15 protein-coding genes are annotated in these 18,362 nt (G+C 38.9%); 4 read left to right on the top strand and 11 right to left on the bottom strand.

Annotated features, from left to right (window positions below; all coding sequences use genetic code 11):
- Positions 1–39: 39 nt before the first annotated feature.
- From MTF67_RS12205 to pyrC, 8 genes are all read right to left on the bottom strand, one after another.
- The gene (locus tag MTF67_RS12205) at positions 40–1,299 is read right to left on the bottom strand and encodes a tetratricopeptide repeat protein (protein WP_039036740.1); all 1,260 of its coding nucleotides are present in this window, start codon (positions 1,297–1,299) and stop codon (positions 40–42) included.
- Positions 1,300–1,310: 11 nt separating this feature from the next.
- Positions 1,311–1,922 (bottom strand): energy transducer TonB, encoded by a 612-nt coding sequence (locus MTF67_RS12200; protein ID WP_039036739.1) that lies wholly within the window; start codon positions 1,920–1,922, stop codon positions 1,311–1,313.
- Positions 1,922–2,326, bottom strand: coding sequence for a biopolymer transporter ExbD (locus tag MTF67_RS12195; protein ID WP_006792384.1), 405 nt, complete (start codon positions 2,324–2,326; stop codon positions 1,922–1,924). Before MTF67_RS12195 ends, MTF67_RS12200 begins: the two co-directional genes overlap by 1 nt.
- Before the next feature lie 14 nt (positions 2,327–2,340).
- Entirely contained in the window at positions 2,341–2,865 is a 525-nt protein-coding gene (locus MTF67_RS12190; protein WP_004588135.1) for a MotA/TolQ/ExbB proton channel family protein, read from the bottom strand.
- Positions 2,865–4,229: a MotA/TolQ/ExbB proton channel family protein gene (locus tag MTF67_RS12185; protein ID WP_039036738.1), complete on the bottom strand. Its 1,365-nt coding sequence runs from the start codon at positions 4,227–4,229 to the stop codon at positions 2,865–2,867. The genes MTF67_RS12190 and MTF67_RS12185 overlap by 1 nt, the downstream gene beginning before the upstream one ends.
- Positions 4,230–4,235: 6 nt before the next feature.
- Positions 4,236–5,006 carry a DUF3450 domain-containing protein gene (locus MTF67_RS12180; protein WP_006792381.1) on the bottom strand — a complete coding sequence of 257 codons (771 nt, stop codon included), beginning with the start codon at positions 5,004–5,006 and terminating at the stop codon, positions 4,236–4,238.
- A 1,043-nt stretch (positions 5,007–6,049) separates the two neighbouring features.
- On the bottom strand, positions 6,050–6,253 hold the full coding sequence (locus MTF67_RS12175) for a cold-shock protein (RefSeq protein ID WP_006792379.1): 204 nt from the start codon (positions 6,251–6,253) through the stop codon (positions 6,050–6,052).
- A 498-nt stretch (positions 6,254–6,751) separates the two neighbouring features.
- Positions 6,752–7,807 (bottom strand): dihydroorotase, encoded by a 1,056-nt coding sequence (gene pyrC, locus MTF67_RS12170; RefSeq protein WP_058428695.1) that lies wholly within the window; start codon positions 7,805–7,807, stop codon positions 6,752–6,754.
- 200 nt (positions 7,808–8,007) lie between these two features.
- On the opposite strand from pyrC, the gene MTF67_RS12165 reads away from it, so the two are divergent.
- The 3 genes from MTF67_RS12165 to MTF67_RS12155 all read left to right on the top strand — a co-directional run bounded on the left by MTF67_RS12165 (position 8,008) and on the right by MTF67_RS12155 (position 12,631).
- Positions 8,008–10,377: an EAL domain-containing protein gene (locus MTF67_RS12165; protein ID WP_039036736.1), complete on the top strand. Its 2,370-nt coding sequence runs from the start codon at positions 8,008–8,010 to the stop codon at positions 10,375–10,377.
- Positions 10,378–10,925: 548 nt separating this feature from the next.
- Positions 10,926–11,813: a LysR family transcriptional regulator gene (locus MTF67_RS12160; RefSeq protein ID WP_006792376.1), complete on the top strand. Its 888-nt coding sequence runs from the start codon at positions 10,926–10,928 to the stop codon at positions 11,811–11,813.
- Positions 11,814–11,854: 41 nt separating this feature from the next.
- Positions 11,855–12,631 (top strand): YdcF family protein, encoded by a 777-nt coding sequence (locus MTF67_RS12155; protein ID WP_248519655.1) that lies wholly within the window; start codon positions 11,855–11,857, stop codon positions 12,629–12,631.
- A gap of 138 nt (positions 12,632–12,769) precedes the next feature.
- Here MTF67_RS12155 and MTF67_RS12150 read toward each other — a convergent pair whose 3' ends face one another.
- A complete protein-coding gene (locus MTF67_RS12150; protein WP_248519654.1) occupies positions 12,770–13,348 on the bottom strand; it encodes a VTT domain-containing protein in 579 nt (192 codons plus the stop codon).
- A 372-nt stretch (positions 13,349–13,720) separates the two neighbouring features.
- Positions 13,721–14,473, bottom strand: coding sequence for a Nif3-like dinuclear metal center hexameric protein (locus tag MTF67_RS12145; RefSeq protein WP_006792373.1), 753 nt, complete (start codon positions 14,471–14,473; stop codon positions 13,721–13,723).
- A gap of 150 nt (positions 14,474–14,623) precedes the next feature.
- Here MTF67_RS12145 and MTF67_RS12140 point away from each other — a divergent pair, with 150 nt between their 5' ends.
- Positions 14,624–14,992 (top strand): hypothetical protein, encoded by a 369-nt coding sequence (locus MTF67_RS12140; RefSeq protein ID WP_008127699.1) that lies wholly within the window; start codon positions 14,624–14,626, stop codon positions 14,990–14,992.
- Between the two features lie 119 nt (positions 14,993–15,111).
- On the opposite strand, the gene MTF67_RS12135 is transcribed toward MTF67_RS12140, so the two are convergent.
- The gene (locus MTF67_RS12135) at positions 15,112–18,297 is read right to left on the bottom strand and encodes an amidohydrolase family protein (protein WP_248519653.1); all 3,186 of its coding nucleotides are present in this window, start codon (positions 18,295–18,297) and stop codon (positions 15,112–15,114) included.
- Positions 18,298–18,362 lie beyond the last annotated feature (65 nt).

Below are 18,362 nucleotides of genomic sequence, written 5' to 3'. Positions count from 1 at the left end.
CCAGAGGGGCTTTTTAAAAATTGCTAATGTTAGCTAATATTAAATTTTAACACCGTTGCGAGCGGCTTTATCTTTAATGTAAGTAGACCAACCTTTTGCAAACTTACGTGTGCGTGGGTCGTCCATAGCTTTAACAATAGCAGCATAAGCTTGCTTATACTTGCCTTGGTAGTAATACGCCTCAGCTAAATCTGAATAAATTGTACCTTTTTTGTCAGAGCCAAGCTCTAACGCCTTGTTCAAGCGAACAACGGCAGCACTGAATTTCTCAGATTGTAAAAGTAATGAACCTGCTTTGCGGTAAAGCTCAGCGTCGTCATCAAATTTAGCAGCTTCTTCATAATACTTAGCAGCTTTCTCTATATCTTTAGAGCGATGATAGTTACTTGCAACAGCGTTGACATTTTGCTTAGTACGTTTAACTTTTTCTTCTTTAATTGCCTTTTCAAGCGTTACTGCTGCTTTGTAAGGAATTTCATTTAAAGAGTAAAAGTTAGCAAGTACTTTGTATTCAACTTCGTTTTCAAAGTAACCGTTTTTGAAAGCCACTTCCATTGTTGCAAGGCCTTTCTGATAATCCTCGGTTTGTAGGTAGTATTTACCTAAACCAATCCAAGCTTTTTTATCATCAGGCCAAACTCTAACAATTTCTTCACCCACTTTAACCATGTTAGCAAAATCTTTGGTTTCAAAGTATGCGCCAAGTTTAAGCTGGTAAGGGCCTTTGTTAGGCTCTTTTTGAAGAGCTATTGCTTTGTTAGCAGGCTCAAAAACATCACTGAATTGCTCTAACCGAAAGTTGGCTTGCGCAATACGAGTATATACAGTTGGATCTTCCTCACCTGTGAAGTCCATCCAAGCTGTGTATGCTTTTTTTGCTTCTTTGTATTTCTCAGTACCCGCGTACAAATCACCTAATAACTTAAGTGTTTGTTCATGGTCTGCAAAGTTCAAAATATCAGGCGCTACTGCTAGCTTGCTGTATTTGATTGCATCAGCGTAGTTTTCTTTCTGCGCGTACATGCTACCTAAGTAACGATTTACAGTCGCTTTATCAAACTCATCTGAAGGGTCAATCTCTCTCAGCAATGCTATGGCTTCGTCAAGCTGATCTTCGTTGTACAATTCAAACGCTTTAATTACTTTTTTACCAGTACGCTCGCCCATGATCTTAGTTTTTGCTTTCTTACGCTCTTCAATTTTTGCGTAATCTGGCGCCGCTAATACAGATGAACTTAAAGTTACACCTGACACAGACATAAGAATTGCAAGAGCAGTTACTTTAGATAAATTTCTCATTACTCGCCTCCTTAGCCTTGGTTAAGTTTAAAGTCTAGTTGAACTTGTAAACCAACTTGTTTTTGTGGTTTTCCGTCAATGATTTTCGGACGGTATTTCCACTTACGAAGTGCACGTTTAGCTTCACGGTCAAAGATACGTTTAGGCTCTGCGTCGATTACATCAACGTCAATAACCCCACCTAACTCATCAATTGTGAACGAAAGTTGTACCCAACCCTCTTTACCATCACGCGCTGCTTGCGTTGGATATTTTGGTTCAATACGAACGATAGGTGTCGCATCACCATCTCGTCCAAATGCACCCGGACCACTTAGTCCACCAGCAGAACTCCCCACGCTGATGCTTGGCATATTAAATGACATTGCACCTGGGTTAGGATTAGTATCCGGCTGTGGCGGCTGCGGTTTAGGCGGCTGCTTTGGCGGTGGCGGAGGCGGAGGCGGTACACGCTTCCTCTCCTGCACCTTAGATTCAGGCGGATTCGTCATAATTTCGACTATGATCTGCTCTTTTTGTTCCGTATTACGGTCAGCCCCACCAGAGATGAGGTAAGCCATGAAGTAGAACAAGCCGAAAGTAACTGCCCCACCTGCAATCAGTGAAAACAGAAAACGAATCATTACTGATCTCCAGCTATTGAAATTCTTAGGTTATCGCCCGTTGCTTTAATCTGGTCCATAACTTTAACCACTGTGCCGTGTTTTGCTTCTTTATCAGCTTGCAAAATTACAACGTCAGTAGGTTGTTCCGCTAGTAAGCTTTCAATTTTCGCTGAAACACGTTCAACGTCAACTTGCTGCTTATCAATCCAGATTGCGCCATCACTGCGTATAGCAATAAAAATGTTTGCATTTTTTTGCTTCGTAGCTTGGGCAGCTTTAGGTTTATTGACCTCGATACCAGCCTCTTTAACGAACGATGTAGTTACGATAAAGAAAATAAGCATGATAAATACGATGTCAAGCATTGGTGTCATATCTACCGCTGCTTCTTCTTCTTCACGAAAACGTTGTTTACGTGCCATATTTAATTCTCTCTCTAGTGATGAGGCATGCTATCTACAAGTTTGGCTTTCACCATTCTCGCTCTTGCCTCAAGGCGTGAGCTAAAGAAAACTCCAGATAGTGCCGCAACCATTCCAGCCATTGTTGGGATTGTTGCCATTGAAATACCTGATGCCATTAAACGTGCATTACCAGTACCTTGGGTTGCCATGGTTTCAAAAACCGCGATCATACCCGTTACAGTTCCAAGTAAGCCTATTAAAGGACAAACAGCTACTAATGTTTTAATCAACAACATACGCTGATCTAATTTTTCAGACGCTTCAGAAATCCATGCTTCACGGATTCTGTGTGCGTACCAAGACGTAGTGTCTTGGCGGGCATCCCACTTAGCAACAATATCCTTCGTTAAACGAGGAAACTCTGCAAGTAAGAACCAATAGCGCTCAATCATTAAAACCCACATCAGAAAGAGTGCTATCGCGACCACGTATAAAACCTGGCCGCCTGTGCCAACAAAATCCCTGATAGATTCCCATATCTCCATCAGGACTAGCATTAGGCTTTCTCCTTCTCCGCGTGAGTAGCGACGATACCCGCGCTTTGCTCATCAAGGATATGTAATACCGACTTACTACGACTTGCAACAATAGAGTGAAGTAGAATAAGTGGTAATGCTGCGATTAGACCTAGCGCTGTAGTTACAAGTGCTAGAGAGATGTTACCAGCCATGATCTTCGGATCGCCCGTACCGAACAATGTGATTGTTTGGAACGTTAAAATCATACCGATTACCGTACCTAGTAGACCTAGTAATGGTGCGATAGCAGCAAGGATCTTGATGATATTAATACCAGCTTCGATGCGTGGCGTTTCACGTAGAATCGCTTCATCAAGTTTAAGTTCAAGGTTTTCAACATCTTGAGATTTGTTGTCAGAGTACACTTTAAGAATACGACCCAGTGGGTTGTTTGTATTCGGTGTAGACAAGTTCTTAAGTTGTGATTTGATCTTAGAAGTAGTAAGCGCTAAGTCAAGGAAACGAACTAAGAAGATTAATAGACCTACAGCAAGTAGTACAGTGATGATGTAACCAACTGTATCACCCTGGTGGTAGTATTCCATTAGCGTTTTCTTCTGCGTATTAATACGCAAGATTGCGCCGCGTGTAGGGTCAATGTAAACGCCCGCGTAGCTATCAGAAGATGTTGCTTCTAGGTTTGAAATGCCATCTAAAATGTAGCTATCAGGTTGTTTACCTAAAGGCTGGATAGACTTTGTTTCTGGCGAGTAGATTAAGTAACCTTCGTCAGCAACTAAGTTAAAGTTACCAATACGAGTGATTTTCTTAACCGCAGTGTTTCCGTCAAGGCCAGCAACTTCAGATTCAAAAGTAGATACCTTTGCTGATTCTGTCATTTCTGTTTGAAGTGAAATCCAAAGCTCTTCTAACTCACGAACTGTTGGAAGTTCTTTAGCTGCTGCTAATGAACGAAGTACTTCAGCACGACCTGGCTTTTCAGCACTTACTAAAGATGCTTCGATAGAACCGATAGCGTCTTGCGCTGCACGACGTACAACACCGAACATCTCACCTAACGTACCTTGAGCATTTTGAAGAGCTTGCTCTTTTTCCGCTAAAGTGTTTTCGTTTTGTGCGTATTGCTTAGCTAAAGAGTCACCACGTGCTTTTTCAGCAGCTAGTTGGCTTTTAGCTTTATTAAGTAAAGATTGCTTGTCAGCACGTTCTGATAAGAACTCTTGCTCACGTTGCTTATTGATCTTACCTTCTGAGATACGCTCTTGCTTAACTTGCTCAAGAATTTTGTCTAAAGCGTCAGTGTTTGCGTGTGCGTTAAGCGCGGTACCTGCAGAAACAGATAGTACTGCTGCAACAGCAAAACCTTTAAATAGTTTCTTCATTATTGATTACTCCGCGCCAAAGATTGGTAGTTTAACAAGTTCTAGTGTCGCTTGCTTACGTGCCATGCGGATCACTTCTTTAACAGGTTTTAGGTATTCTTCACCTAATTTTTTCCACTGTTTAGTGTTGTTATCCCACACCCAAGCATGTTTCAAGTCAAAAGACTGAGCAACATAAGTAATACGACCTAAACGACCGATATCTACGTTGATATTTTTGCCATCAATTTCAAGCGTACCTTGAGAAGCAGTTACTGCAGAGCTGTAAGCTGTTTCAACTGTGTATGCTTCAAGAACTTGACGGAATTTTTCAGACGTAGTAACAGAGGCAGATGCCATGATGTCACGAAGTCTTTCAACACGGCCTAGACGCGTTTCAAGATTGAATGGAACGTCCGCTTTGATGAATTGCTCAAGCGTATCGATCATGCGATACATCAAAGGCACAACGTTTTGTTTAGTGTTATCGATAGTCGCGATTTGACGATCGAACGACTCAATCGATGCATTTTGGTCAGCGACCAAACGTGCAACGTGATCGTTATACACTTTCATAAGTTCAGTCTCATCAACGATGCTACGGTACTCAGCGATTAGCTCTTGAGTTTGACCATATACATTGTCAATTTTAGTTTGAGACTTAACAGCAGCCTTTTGAATTTGTTGACCTGCTTTTTGCACGTCATTCAAAGGATCTGCAATCACATTGCTGCTTGCAAATGCAAAAGCGCCAACCAACGCTGTTGCTACAAGACTCTTTCTGATTTTAACAGACATAGTTCCCAACCAATTAAGTAATGTTACTTTTATAATTTAATTATCCTCCGAGGAGAACAACCCTGATATCTTTTAATAGATATCAACCTTTCAATAATGCTAAATGCAATAAGCGCTGTCAACTTGATGTTAGGTGTAATTAGCAAATAAATCACCTGCCGATGGACTACATTAAAGTAGCACCAATAAAATGTTAACATTATTGCAACCAACTGTATTATCAACAATCCTAGCAAACCCCAATAAGGTTGATGTTTAACTGGATAGACCTCTAAACAAACAACATAAATGCAACATTTAGTTCAAACTAGATGTATGTAAAAAAAAAATAAAAACATTTAAAAAAAAACTCTTTTAGGTGCTCTATTTGACGGTTTTTTATCATTTTTAAGCACTTTAACTCAAAAAAGGAACGGTTTAACGCACAAAAATCAAACGTTACACATATTGAAAGTTGTAAAGCTAATAGAAGGGTTTCAATATCAAATTTGTGAAGGTTTTCTGACACTCAATTACAATCAAGCAACGCTCTACACTGATAGACGAAATAAGGCCTCATGAATGGCTTGGGCACAATCAACATTAAAAAAAGCTTACTTTAGTTAATTATTCTTATGATGTTCAAACCGAGTCTTGCCTAAGTTCACTGTATGTTACTTCTTAGCTCACTATCCAAACTCTAGGCTTTGTCGTTTATCCATATAATCCAGTTTGAGGCTGAGTTTTGTAAATATTAATACTTCTAAAACTTGCAAGTTAATCTAGGAAGGTAATAAAAATATTAGAAATTTATAGGCAGCACAAAATTAATAATACATAGAATTCTGTTTAGCGTATTTAATTAAAATTAGGTTTTATAGCAAAATTAAACCACATTATGGTCTTTTGGAGTTTAGATATAATAAATGAGCGCTATTAATGATTGGAGGTATAGTGGTTTATGGGTATATGAGGAACTTACTGAGCATGTGAGAAATTTTAAGGAATAATGGTGAAACAGAGACCTGCTTCACCAAGATGAACATGAGTTCACATAATTAAAATTATGCTGCTTCAACGTTCTCAGCTTCAGGGCCTTTTTGACCTTGTTTGATGCTGAATGTCACTGCTTGACCTTCGCTAAGAGTGCGAAAACCAGAACCAGAGATTGCGCTGAAGTGTACAAACACGTCAGGACCGTTTTCTTGTTCAATGAAACCAAAGCCTTTAGCTTCGTTGAAAAACTTTACTTTACCAGAAACCGACATACTAAATTTTCCTGTAAGTCAATAATTAAAAATTCTGCCACGTTATTGTGGCAATAGCCTCCTTGAGTCAATGCTCATAAAATAGAGGTATAGTACAGGAACAAGTAATAACCTAACTGGTAACCTTAAACGCAGCACAATATCCGTAAATTCAATTCATAAAAACTCAAAGCAAAGTAAGGTTAACACATTCTATTTTTTTTCGCTCTATTAATTGAAAATAATTTCTAAAAAAACTTACTCCGTGATTAGAAACAGATAAGACATTGATTAAAATAAATAAAAATAAAATATTATTGTAATATTTATTATAAAACCCTAATAAAAATACAACGATTGTTAACCCTTCACAGGCTAATTTCTGTCCATACTAAAACAAACAAGAAATAATGATTAAGTAACAAGCCAATTTACAGCTTTTTATACAAGCCGTGAGCCTAAATATTTACATACAAAAAAGCCGCTGAAGTAAGCGGCTTTGATTTCAAATACTTAATTTTACTTTAAAACAGCCCAATCAATTACGGATTCAGCTTTTATTGGTACGACTTCAGAATCACCAAGCGTATAACTTGCAGGTACAGTCCAAGGCGACTTTTGCAGTGTAATTGTATCGCTATTACGCGCCAAACCATAAAAGTCTGGCCCAAAGTGGCTTGCAAAGCCCTCTAGTTTATCTAATGCATCAGCCTCTTCAAATGCTTCTGCGTAAAGCTCAATAGCAGCATGAGCCGTGTAAGCTCCCGCGCAACCGCACGCAGCTTCTTTCTTGTCTTTATAATGAGGCGCAGAGTCAGTACCTAAAAAGAACTTTTTACTGCCACTCGTAGCTGCAGCCATAAGTGCTTGCTGGTGAATATTTCGTTTGAGTATAGGCAAACAGTAATAATGAGGACGAATCCCCCCTGCTAACATGTGGTTTCGATTATACAGTAAATGGTGGGCAGTAATCGTTGCCGCAACATTACTTGGCGCATTATTGACAAAATCAACCGCATCTTTTGTCGTTATATGCTCAAGTACTATTTTAAGCTCTGGAAAGTCATTAACGACATCACCTAGAATCGTATCTAAAAATACTTTTTCTCTGTCAAAAATATCAATCGAAGAATCCGTCACTTCACCATGTACTAGCAAAAGCATACCAACATCTTGCATAGCGCTAAGCACTGAATATATATTTTTGACGGACGTTACTCCAGAATCAGAGTTGGTTGTCGCGCCGGCAGGATATAGTTTAGCAGCAAATACTTTGCCTGATGCCTTAGCCTTAATTATTTCTTCAGGTGTTGTCTTATCAGTGAGGTATAACACCATCAAAGGCTCAAAGTGACCTTGTGGCTTAGCAGCCATTATACGCTCTCTGTAAGCTAAAGCGGTGTCCGTGCAGGTCGCTGGAGGAACCAAATTTGGCATTATAATAGCGCGCCCCATATAGCGGCTAATATCGCGCACAGTGTCTTTAAGCTGATCACCATCGCGTAAATGCACATGCCAATCGTCAGGTCGGGTAATTGTTAACGTTTTTACAGAGTTTGTATTATTACTGGTCATCACTTCATTCCACAGCTGAATTTATGTGATCATAGGCATATGATGTTTTCGAGTAAAGATTTTATTAAAATAATCGTTCACTAATTTACCCTATTTTATTTACAGCTTTGTTAAAACGTTTATCGTTTTATTTTGTAGAACAGTTGATATTAGGTTAACTTAATGTGGTGTTTATAAAAAAAGAATAATAAATTTTGCCTATGTCGAACAGTATCGATACCTCTAAAGCGCTTGAAGTAAAAACAGATCAGCTAAGTATCATAAATCAATTTTCATCAAGCCTATTACAGCTAGACACCTTAGATGAGCTATTTGAATATGTAACGACTCAAGTTGTGAATCGGCTTGGATTTGTTGACTGTGTTATTTATCTCGCTGATGAATCAGCCTCTAAACTGAACCTTGTTGCTTCTATGGGAATCGATCGCCAAAGATATAAATACAAAGCCCAACGAAAAGTAATTAATTTTAACGAAGGAATATCAGGTTTTGTTGCAACAACAAAAAAGGCAATAATTTTAGGTGATGTCACAAAAGATAGCCGCTATATTGCAGACGAACGCCCTGCTCAATCAGAGCTTTGCGTGCCTCTTGTATACAAAGACCGCATTCTAGGTGTTATTGATTGTGAACACCCCGCTATGAACTACTTTACTAATGCACACCTAGAAATATTAACAACAGTGGCACACCTTTTAAGCGCTAAAATAAACCAAGTTAACATGGTAAATAGCCTGCAATCGACTGTAGAGCAGTTAAATGACGCGCAAAAGCTTGAAAACAGTCTTCTTCAAATAGCCAACTTAACCTATAAAGCCAGTGACTTAGATACATTTTTTGAATCTTTGCATACTATTATTAATAGCTTATTAAGGGCTGATAACTTCTTTATTGGCCTTTACGATAAACAAATCGACATCCTTGATATTGTTTACATTGTTGAAGCTGGAATACAAACAAACACACATCAAAAAATCTCTAAAGAACAACTTAAAGACACCGCGTCTTACTTTTTATTGCAAACTGACCAAGCGATGTTATTAACAAAACAAGACTACATTGATCATATAGAGCAAGGTCATTTTAAATTAATTGGTCGTCAAGCCGAATCTTGGCTAGGTGTACCATTTAAAGCCAATGAACGTATGAGTGGTGTCATTGTTGTGCAAAGTTATCATGAGGCACATCATTATAATGAGCACGATAGTGCTTTGCTTACCTATGTAAGCAGGCAAATAAGTATGGCAATAGATAGGCAGTTAGCTAGGCAGGAGCTTGAACACAAAGCTTTACATGATGGATTAACTGGGCTTGCAAATCGTTCATTACTTATTGAACGAATAAAGCATGCAATTTTGCGCTTAACGCGTGTAAAAAAAGGCACTGTTCATGCCCTACTTTATTTAGATTTTGACCGCTTTAAAAGTATCAATGATGCGCTCGGCCACGAAGTTGGCGATCACTTTTTAATTAAAATTTGTGAGTTGATCAAAGGTACAGTTCGTAACACTGACACTTTTTCACGCTTGGGTGGCGACGAGTTTGCTATTTTAATGGAAAACATTACTCATCGTAATCAAGTTAAAGAGGCACTAGGGCGTATAAAAGAAGCACTTTCTAAACCAATAAATGTTGATGGCCATTTATTGCAAGCCTCTACCAGCATAGGTATTGCCTATACTGATAATGTTGACGATAAAGCATACCTGTTACTGCAACAAGCAGACGCCGCTATGTACGAGGCTAAATCAACAGGCCGCGGACAAGTTAAGTTTTTTAACAACACAATGAGAAAAAAGCTTAAAACACACGCCGACATAGAAAACGACCTACAGCACGGTATTGAACACAACGAATTTGAACTCTACTTTCAGCCAATTTTTACAATCTTAGATAACCACGTTATTGGCTTTGAAGCACTTGTTCGTTGGCACCACCCTAAAAAAGGGTTTGTTTCACCTAATGACTTTATTCCTATTGCTGAAAAAACAGGCCAAATAATCAACCTGGATTTACATCTACTCGACTTAGCTGCACAGCATATTTCAAAGTGGCACCAACAAGGTCATCGTTTCTTAAAAGTGACAGTAAATGTATCATCGCGCCATTTTGCAAGCCTAGATTTTGTAGCTCAGGTCCACGCTATCTATAACAAATACCAATTGCCTTTGGGTTCTTTGTGCTTAGAAATAACCGAATCTGGATTAATAGAAAACTTAGAGCTCGCCACACAAATTATCGAAGGGCTCTCACCTCTAAAAGTAAAACTATGTCTTGATGATTTTGGAACAGGTTACTCTGCACTAGGCTACTTACATCAGCTGCCCATTCATATTCTGAAGATCGATAAAAGCTTCATCGATCATGTACAAGATTCAACAAATCCCTTGGTTGAGGCTATTTTGTCACTTGCTAAGTCGTTAAAACTTGAAGTTGTTGCTGAAGGAATTGAAACCACCGGACAGCTAGAGACTTTGCAAACTACGCATTGTGAATACGGACAAGGTTATTTAATGTCAAAACCAGTTCCAGCAAAAGAAGCTATATTACTAATTAATCAACCACTTTAGCCCCACATCTGTAAAGTTAAGGCTTGGGGCACTTAGAGCGCGGCGCGAGGTATGGAATCTAGTGGGGTTAATAAATACCCAGCAACAAAGAGCAAATAGCCCCAAAAATAACCCAAAAGGCAGCATACTTTTGGGTTTGTTGTTCGTTATTGCCTATTTATTAGGAATGACCACAATACATAAATTATGTTTGCCTGCATGACAAACTGACAGCTGTAAAGTCAATCACCAAAGATCAACCTTCATATACTAAAAGTATTTTTATTTTCTACAAAGGTCACTACTTTTTTATCTATTAGCGTTAGTTAACTAAGCGAGTTAAAAATTTTTTATACCAGCCCCTTTACCTTTAAACATGAAGTAAATTAATACAAGCAGTAAAAAATCGGCTTTAATCTAGTTACTTACGCTAAACTATAAAAATATTAATCAGTAAAACTATATTTATTAGCTTAATTTAGACGTCTAGACGTTGAAACGTTTTTTATATAAGCGTAGTATTGAAAAATAATGAGCACTACTCAAATTTTCCATGAGAATTATTAAAGATGATTGGTATAAAACACTTAAAAACTATTGCAACCCTTAAAGAAACCGGTTCATTAGTGAATACTGCCCGCGAATTATTCTTAACTCAGTCGGCTTTATCACATCAAATTAAAGACTTGGAAAACAAGTTAGACTGCCAGCTGTTTGAACGCAAAACGCAGCCTGTGCGTTTTACCCCACAAGGCATGTTATTGCTTGAGTTAGCCCACGAAATACTGCCGAAAATTGAAGCAACTAAATGTCGTTTAAAAGAGAGCCTTAATCAGCCAATTTCACAATTACGTTTAAGTGTAGAATGCCATGCTTGTTTTCACTGGCTACTTCCAACAATTAAAGATTTTAATAACTTTTGGCCAGATATAAAAATTGACTATGAACGTGGTTTTAGTTATGACGCAATTCCAGACTTACTTAACGATGAATTAGACTTAGTACTCACATCAGACATTCGTGAACCCGATAAGCTAGAGTATGCCCATTTATTCGACTTTAAGTTAAAATTAATTGTTGCACCTGATCACGATCTTGCTAAAAAAGCATACGTTACAGCGTTAGACTTAAAGAATGAAACCATTATTTCTTATCCTATTCCGCGCGAACGCCAAGATATATTTAAACATTTCATTCAAAATGCACGTTTTGACGGAACGTTAAAAAACGTAGATCAAGGGCTACTAATTTTTCAGCTAGTCAGTGCTGGAATGGGTGTAGCTGCATTACCTGATTGGTTGGTTACACCATACGAAAGCCAAGGACTCATCAAATCGATTCCACTAGGTGCACTAGGTTTAACTCGACCAATGTACTTAGCGATGAAAAAAGATATGAAAGATAACCCTGTATATCGCCACTTTTTAAATACGTGTAAGTTAAATAACGGTCGATAAACTACTCGTTAATGAGTAACATAACTTAAATTATAGCTTTTATGTTGCTCATTATGTTCGCTTTGAAAAAGTTACTTGGCGGCTTGCTTATGCCGCTCCCTTTACTTGGTCTTTTTACACTTATAGCTTTGTTTTTGGCATTCAAGGGGCGCAAGTTTTCTTTAGTAATTGCATTTTTTGGACTTTCAACATTGTTGGCAATCAGTACACCATTTGTTGCTAACCAAATTTTAAAAAACAACGAGCCAACAAGCCTTTCTTTTCACCCTTCAAAACACCCAGAATTAGACAAAATAGTTGTGCTTGGGTGCGATATAAATCCTAACTCTGTCTTAAGTGCTAATAACCAATTAGGTAATTGCGCGCTAACCCGACTAGTTGAAGGAGTCAAACTCGCTAAGTACTACCCAAAATCACAGCTTATTGTTTCTGGCGGCGGTTATGAGAATATTACTAACAGCAGCTTGATGTATCAAACTGCCATTGAGTTAGGCATTAATAAAAATAGGCTTTTGCAAAACCCAAAGGCAATGGATACAGCGCAAGAAGCTGCGCTACTAGCGCCTAAGCTAGTTGATTTTAAGGTAGCGTTAGTAACTTCTGTATTGCATATGCCCAGAGCCCAGGACTTGTTTTCGGCCCAAGGTGTAACAAGCATTCCTGCAGCAACTGACTTTCACAATTTTGCAGCGCTTCCTTTTCACAAACAGCTCGTTCCAAATGCGCAAGCACTACTAGCCGTAACGCAATACAGCCATGAAGTTATAGGAACAACGTGGATAAAAGTCCGTCGATGGCTAGACCCTGAGGCACTTTAAACAACTTGCAAAAAGCCACCTGCTAACTCGTAAATTTGATTTGTTTACAATGAATGTTTATCGAGCAAAACACAAAATATCAATACTTTATGATATGTGGGTAAAGCTCTTCACTAGATTTTTTGTTAAACAATAACGTTACTTTACTGTCGTTGTTTTTGTAGGTGGGTGTTTTGTCCAAAGCCGATAGAGTATAACTAAAAATATCCCTAACAATAATATACTCAGTGCGGTTAAGCTCTCTACACCTATAGACTCAAATGTAGCTCCAAAAGTATATCCTCCGCCAACTAAAATAATGACCCATAAAGCAGCTGAACAGGCATTTAAGGTGCTAAATAGGGGCCAAGATATATTGGTTAGCCCTACAGGGAGCGCTCCAATTGTGCGCATACCTTTAGGGTATCGATATAAAAAAATGTAAGCCATACCGTAACGGTTAGCAAGCGCACTCGCTGTTTTAAATAGTTGACCAATTTTATTGGGCTTTTCAAGCCATGAAGTGCCATAAGCTCTTGCAAGAGCAAATCGTATCTCATCGCCAATATACCCTCCCATAAAAGTAGCTAAAATAACTAATTTAATATCAAGTGCGCCGGTCTGAGCAGCATAACCTGCAAATAAAGGTAACCAGCCGCTTTTCAATGCACAATAGCCAAATAGCAATAGGTAAACAAATAAGCCGTACTGCTCAAGTAGAGCTAAAACACCTTCCATTGCGGTCCTTATAAGGTCATTTTTAATAAAACTAGAAATACATAACGAATTAAGTAAATTAAAAGATCTTTATGAGAGACCAAACCACTTACCTTACTTTTACAACCGGTTTATTTTATTCGCTTTCATTTAAGCTGTGTATATAAAGAAAGCGTGTCTACTTCCCACGCTCTGAACACTCTCAATTTATACTCAACTCACTAGACAACAAATTTAAACACGCCCTCACTTCAATATAAGTAAATAAAGTCTATTAGAGCAGAGCTTGTACACTATCCGTTGTCGCCCCTATTTAACTGGCGTTAAATTCAAGGCTTTAAATTTTAAAATATAACGAGTACTAAAATTAATAATCTTAAATATCACAGTAGCTTAAACAGGATTATCAATATCAATAAAGCTAACCTCAAAACCGTACTCCAGGGCAAGTAGCTCGCCCAGAGCTTTTATACCGTAGCGTTCGGTTGCATGATGCCCTGCTGCAAAAAAATCAATATTTTGTTCTCGTGAACTATGAATAGTTTGCTCAGACGCTTCACCTGTTAAATAAGCGTCAATACCTTGCTCCGCAGCTAAATCAATATAACCTTGACCTCCACCAGTACACAGCGCAATAGTTTGTATTTTACTTGAACGAACTAAGCTTGTGAGAGGGGCTCGATTAAGCACCTTAGCTATTTTTGATGCAAATTCATCTCCACTTAGCGCTGTTTTAAGGCGCCCTTTCACTGCTACACTGTTAGCAACAGGCTCAAGGCCTTCTTGAATTTCAATATCTAATAATTTTGCAAGCTGCGCGTTATTACCAATCTCTGGGTGAATATCTAAAGGGAGGTGATAAGCAAATAAATTAATATCGTTAGCCAATAAGGCGCCTATTCTCCGCTTTTTCATCCCGGTAATAGGTTGAGACTCGCCTTTCCAAAAATAACCATGATGGACCAAGATAGCGTCTGCTTGCTCATCAATTGCAGCGTCAATTAAAGCTTGGCTCGCTGTTACTCCGGTAACAATTTTTTTTATTTCATTTTTACCCTCAACTTGTAATCCATTTGGGCAAAAATCCTTAATATTGTGAGGCTTTAAAATATCATTTAATAATTGGTTAAATTCTTGACGTTGCATACGCGTAACCTTACTTTGCACTGAATTTTGTGCAAATTTTGGCGTTTATTGCTTTAAAATGGAAGGAAAATCGCAAAAAATTGAAAAACTGATTCAAAATAGGTATAAATAGCTTCTCTTTATCTGTGTTCACAACGTATAGGGTCTCTGATGAGCAAACTAGACAAAACAGAAGTACTATCTGCCTTTGAAGCAGCGTATGAAGCTGCTAATGGTAAAAAACCTGAAATTACAACTAAACCAGGCTGGTACAGCATCGATGGCGGAAAAAACTTACGCCTAGCTGACGTAGCTGAGCTAACTAAAGAATTAAGCAGTGGTAAAGCAACACCGGCACCTGCTGAAAAAGCGCCAGCTAAAAAAACTAAAACCAAAAAAGCTGCGCCTGTTACTGCTCAGAAAAAAGCGCCATTCACTGTGGTTACACAAAGTGAAGATGGTTACACCGCAGAAGAATTGTGGATTGTAATCCTAGCGCGTAAAGATCATGACTGTCGCCTACCGCGCGGTGTTGTTTAATCAACATTAATGATTTTAAAAGAAACCGCGTTAAGCGGTTTTTTTATGCCTGCTGTTTATAATTTGTAAAATAAAAAAGCGGCATAAAAGCCGCTTTTTAAAGACGTTAATTAAAATTCTTACTTTTCAAAATAAAGCGGCTGGCGTGCTTTTTTGCCAACCTCATTCATCGTTTCTGCATTAAATAAACGACCATTAATCATTGTATAATCAACCTTATCAGAGCTGCGAATATCAATTAACGGATCGCCATCAATCACCATTAAATCAGCCAGTTTACCCACTTCAAGCGAGCCTACGTTTTTATCAAGCCCTAAGTACTTAGCTGGATCGAGTGTTGATGCGCGTATGGCTTCTAGTGGCGTCATGCCACCTTGGGCAAACATCCACATTTCCCAATGTGCACCTAACCCCTCACGTTGACCATGTGCTCCTAAGTTAACTAAAACACCTAAGTCTTGTAGCTCAGCCGACACACGTGCGTTGTTAAAATGATTATAGTGATGATCGGGTGCTTTAACACGACGCATAGAACGCGGCAGCAACTGATTTTGAGGCACAAATTTACTTAAACGAGGGTGATTCCACACGTCAGTTTTATCATACCAATAGTTTTCACCCCATATACCACCATAGGCAACAACAAGCGTTGGTGTGTAACCCACATCACTTTGTGACCATAATTGTTTTATATCATCGTATATGTTTTCTACGGGAATGGAATGCTCAATACCTGTATGCCCATCAACCACCATGCTCAAATTATGTTGCAGTAGCGAACCGCCTTCTGGCACAACCATCATTTCAAGTTCGCGACCTGCTTCTACGACTTGTTGGCGCTGCTCACGACGGGGTTGATTGTATGATTTAACACTAAAAGCACCGACTTTCTTTAAGCGTTCTAAGTGAAATTTAGCATCTTCTAACGAATCAATATGCGAGGTATAACCCGGCATATTAGCCCCATACAAAATAGTTCCTGTAGAGAAAATACGCGGACCAACAATCATGCCTGCTTTTTGCATTTCGCTTGCAGTGAATATTTCGGTGGTGTCGTTAGAGGGATCATGAATAGTCGTAACACCTAAAGCTAAACCTGCAAAGTTTTTCCAATTTTGCTGAGGAATTATTTCATTGCTACCTTGAGAGCCATGAGCATGGGCGTCAACAATACCCGGCATGATAGTTTTACCAGTAACGTCAATAACTTCTGCATCTTTTGGTATGCTTAACTCAGAAGCTGGGCCCACAGCTTTTATATGCTTGCCATCAGTAATTATGACTCCGTTTTCAATGACTTTATCACCATTCATCGTAATAATTTTACCGCCAGTTAAAGCAATCATGCCTTTTGGCTCATTCACCTTCTTACTGAATCCGATGTTTTCGCCATTTTTAACTTTAAAATCAGCGTCGCTTTTACTGTTAATCGCAAATACACCGTTTAAATTTGCATGGTAAAGCTCAGGCCCTAGTGTCCAATAAAGTTTGCTGCTATCGGCACTCCAGCTAATACTTTCACCAGCACGCACAGATAGCTGATCTATAGGGAATTTACTGTCTTTAGGTCCAATATTTATGGCCTTCCCACTTTCAACTAATGGCGTTACATACACTTTAAATCGCTCAGCAAAAGCAAGATACTCCCCATCTGGAGATACTCTAAATTCAGTAGCATGCTCAGATTCATAAAGTTTAGATACTTTTTTGCTTTCTAGCTCTACAACACTCAGCGATGGTTTTGGCCATGGGCTCATTACAAATACACGGTCGTTGTCAGCCCCAAACTGTGGTTGATATCCACTTTTAGAAATCAGCTCACTTTTACCGCCTTTTGCGCTAACGCTATAAACCCCCGGATTTAATGACCATTTAGGATTTAAAATACTGCCACCGCTGGCTTTACGATAAACAACCGTTTTACCATTCGGGCTAAACGTTGGTTCTACATACTTGCCTGGTTCTTGTGTAATTGTGTCGCCTCGACCACTGCGAGAAGATACAACGCGCACTTGCCCTTGCTTGTTATCGTTCCACGTGGTGTAAACTATTTTTTTACCATCACGAGAATACTGCGGAAATAATTCAAAATGATCTGTTTGTTTTGTTAAACGCTTAATTTTTCCAGATTCTAAATCGCGTTTATAAATATAGCCTAACGCTTCAAAAATAGCGGTTTCACCGTCGGGGCTTACTTGTACATTACGCAGCATTTTTACGCCAAATTCATCAGTGTCTAAATTTTGAGTAAAACGAAGCGCTGGTTGAATCTTTTTAGTGGTTTCCACTTTAAATGCAATCGGGCTAACTGATTTGTCAGTCACGTCAACAGATTGAATTTTACCACCGGCCCAAAAAACCAATTCTTTATTATCGGGTGTCCAAGCAATTGTAGGATAAACACCGTGAATAGCCCACGTTTCTTGCATGTCACGCTCTAACTTATCGTATACCTGAGTGTGCTCACCCGTGCTTAAATCATAAAGATACAAACTAGTTTGAAAGTCGTCTCGCTTAATGTAAGCAAGCGTTTTTCCATCTGGCGATGGAGTTGGTCTAATTGCGCCACCCATACCATCAATAATTGTTTCTATTTCACCTGTTTCACGATCGTAGCGCTTAATTTTATATATACCCGCTACAGAATCCTTCGAATAGTGAAACGTTTTGCCTGGTGTAGCATCATGAGAAAAATACACATAACGCCCATCAGGTGAAAACATTGGCTCACCTAAATCTTTTTGGTCGTTCTCGCGTTTAGTCAGCTGAACCCCTTTACCACCTGCTTTATGGTATAGCCATACTTCACCAGCACCTAGTGAACGACTAGCCGTAAAGTGTTTACGCGCCACTAAAAAATCGCCATCAGGGCTCCACGCTGGACTATTTAATAGTCTAAACGTTTCGTTGGTTACTGCACTTTGGTTTTCACCGTTTAAATCCATAACCCAAATATTGTCGCCGCCACCTTGATCAGAAGTAAACGCAATGTGTTTACCATCGGGGCTAAAACGAGGTTGCATTTGCCATGCTATATCAGAGGTTAATTGTGTTGCAGTACCGCCACTCATTGGCATTGTGTAAATGTCGCCTAGTAAGTCAAATACAATGGTTTTGCCATCTGGGCTAATATCAATGTTCATCCATGTGCCTTGTTCTACGCTAATTTTAGCGTCAACAAATTGCCCTTTAGGAGAATCTACTTGCCATTTTTGTTCATCTTTTTTATCGGTTGATTCAGCATGTGCTTGCCCAAGAGCTAATGACACTGACAAAGCCAACGCCGTATGCAGCAATTTCTTCATAACTTTCTCGCTTATTATTGTTGCTGTGTGTTTTAACCGATTGCAACAAAAACAACCAAAAGTTA

It is taken from the genome of Pseudoalteromonas sp. 2CM32C (assembly GCF_023161925.1).
GTDB lineage: Bacteria > Pseudomonadota > Gammaproteobacteria > Enterobacterales > Alteromonadaceae > Pseudoalteromonas > Pseudoalteromonas marina.
This window is presented reverse-complemented; position numbering and strand designations above follow the sequence as displayed.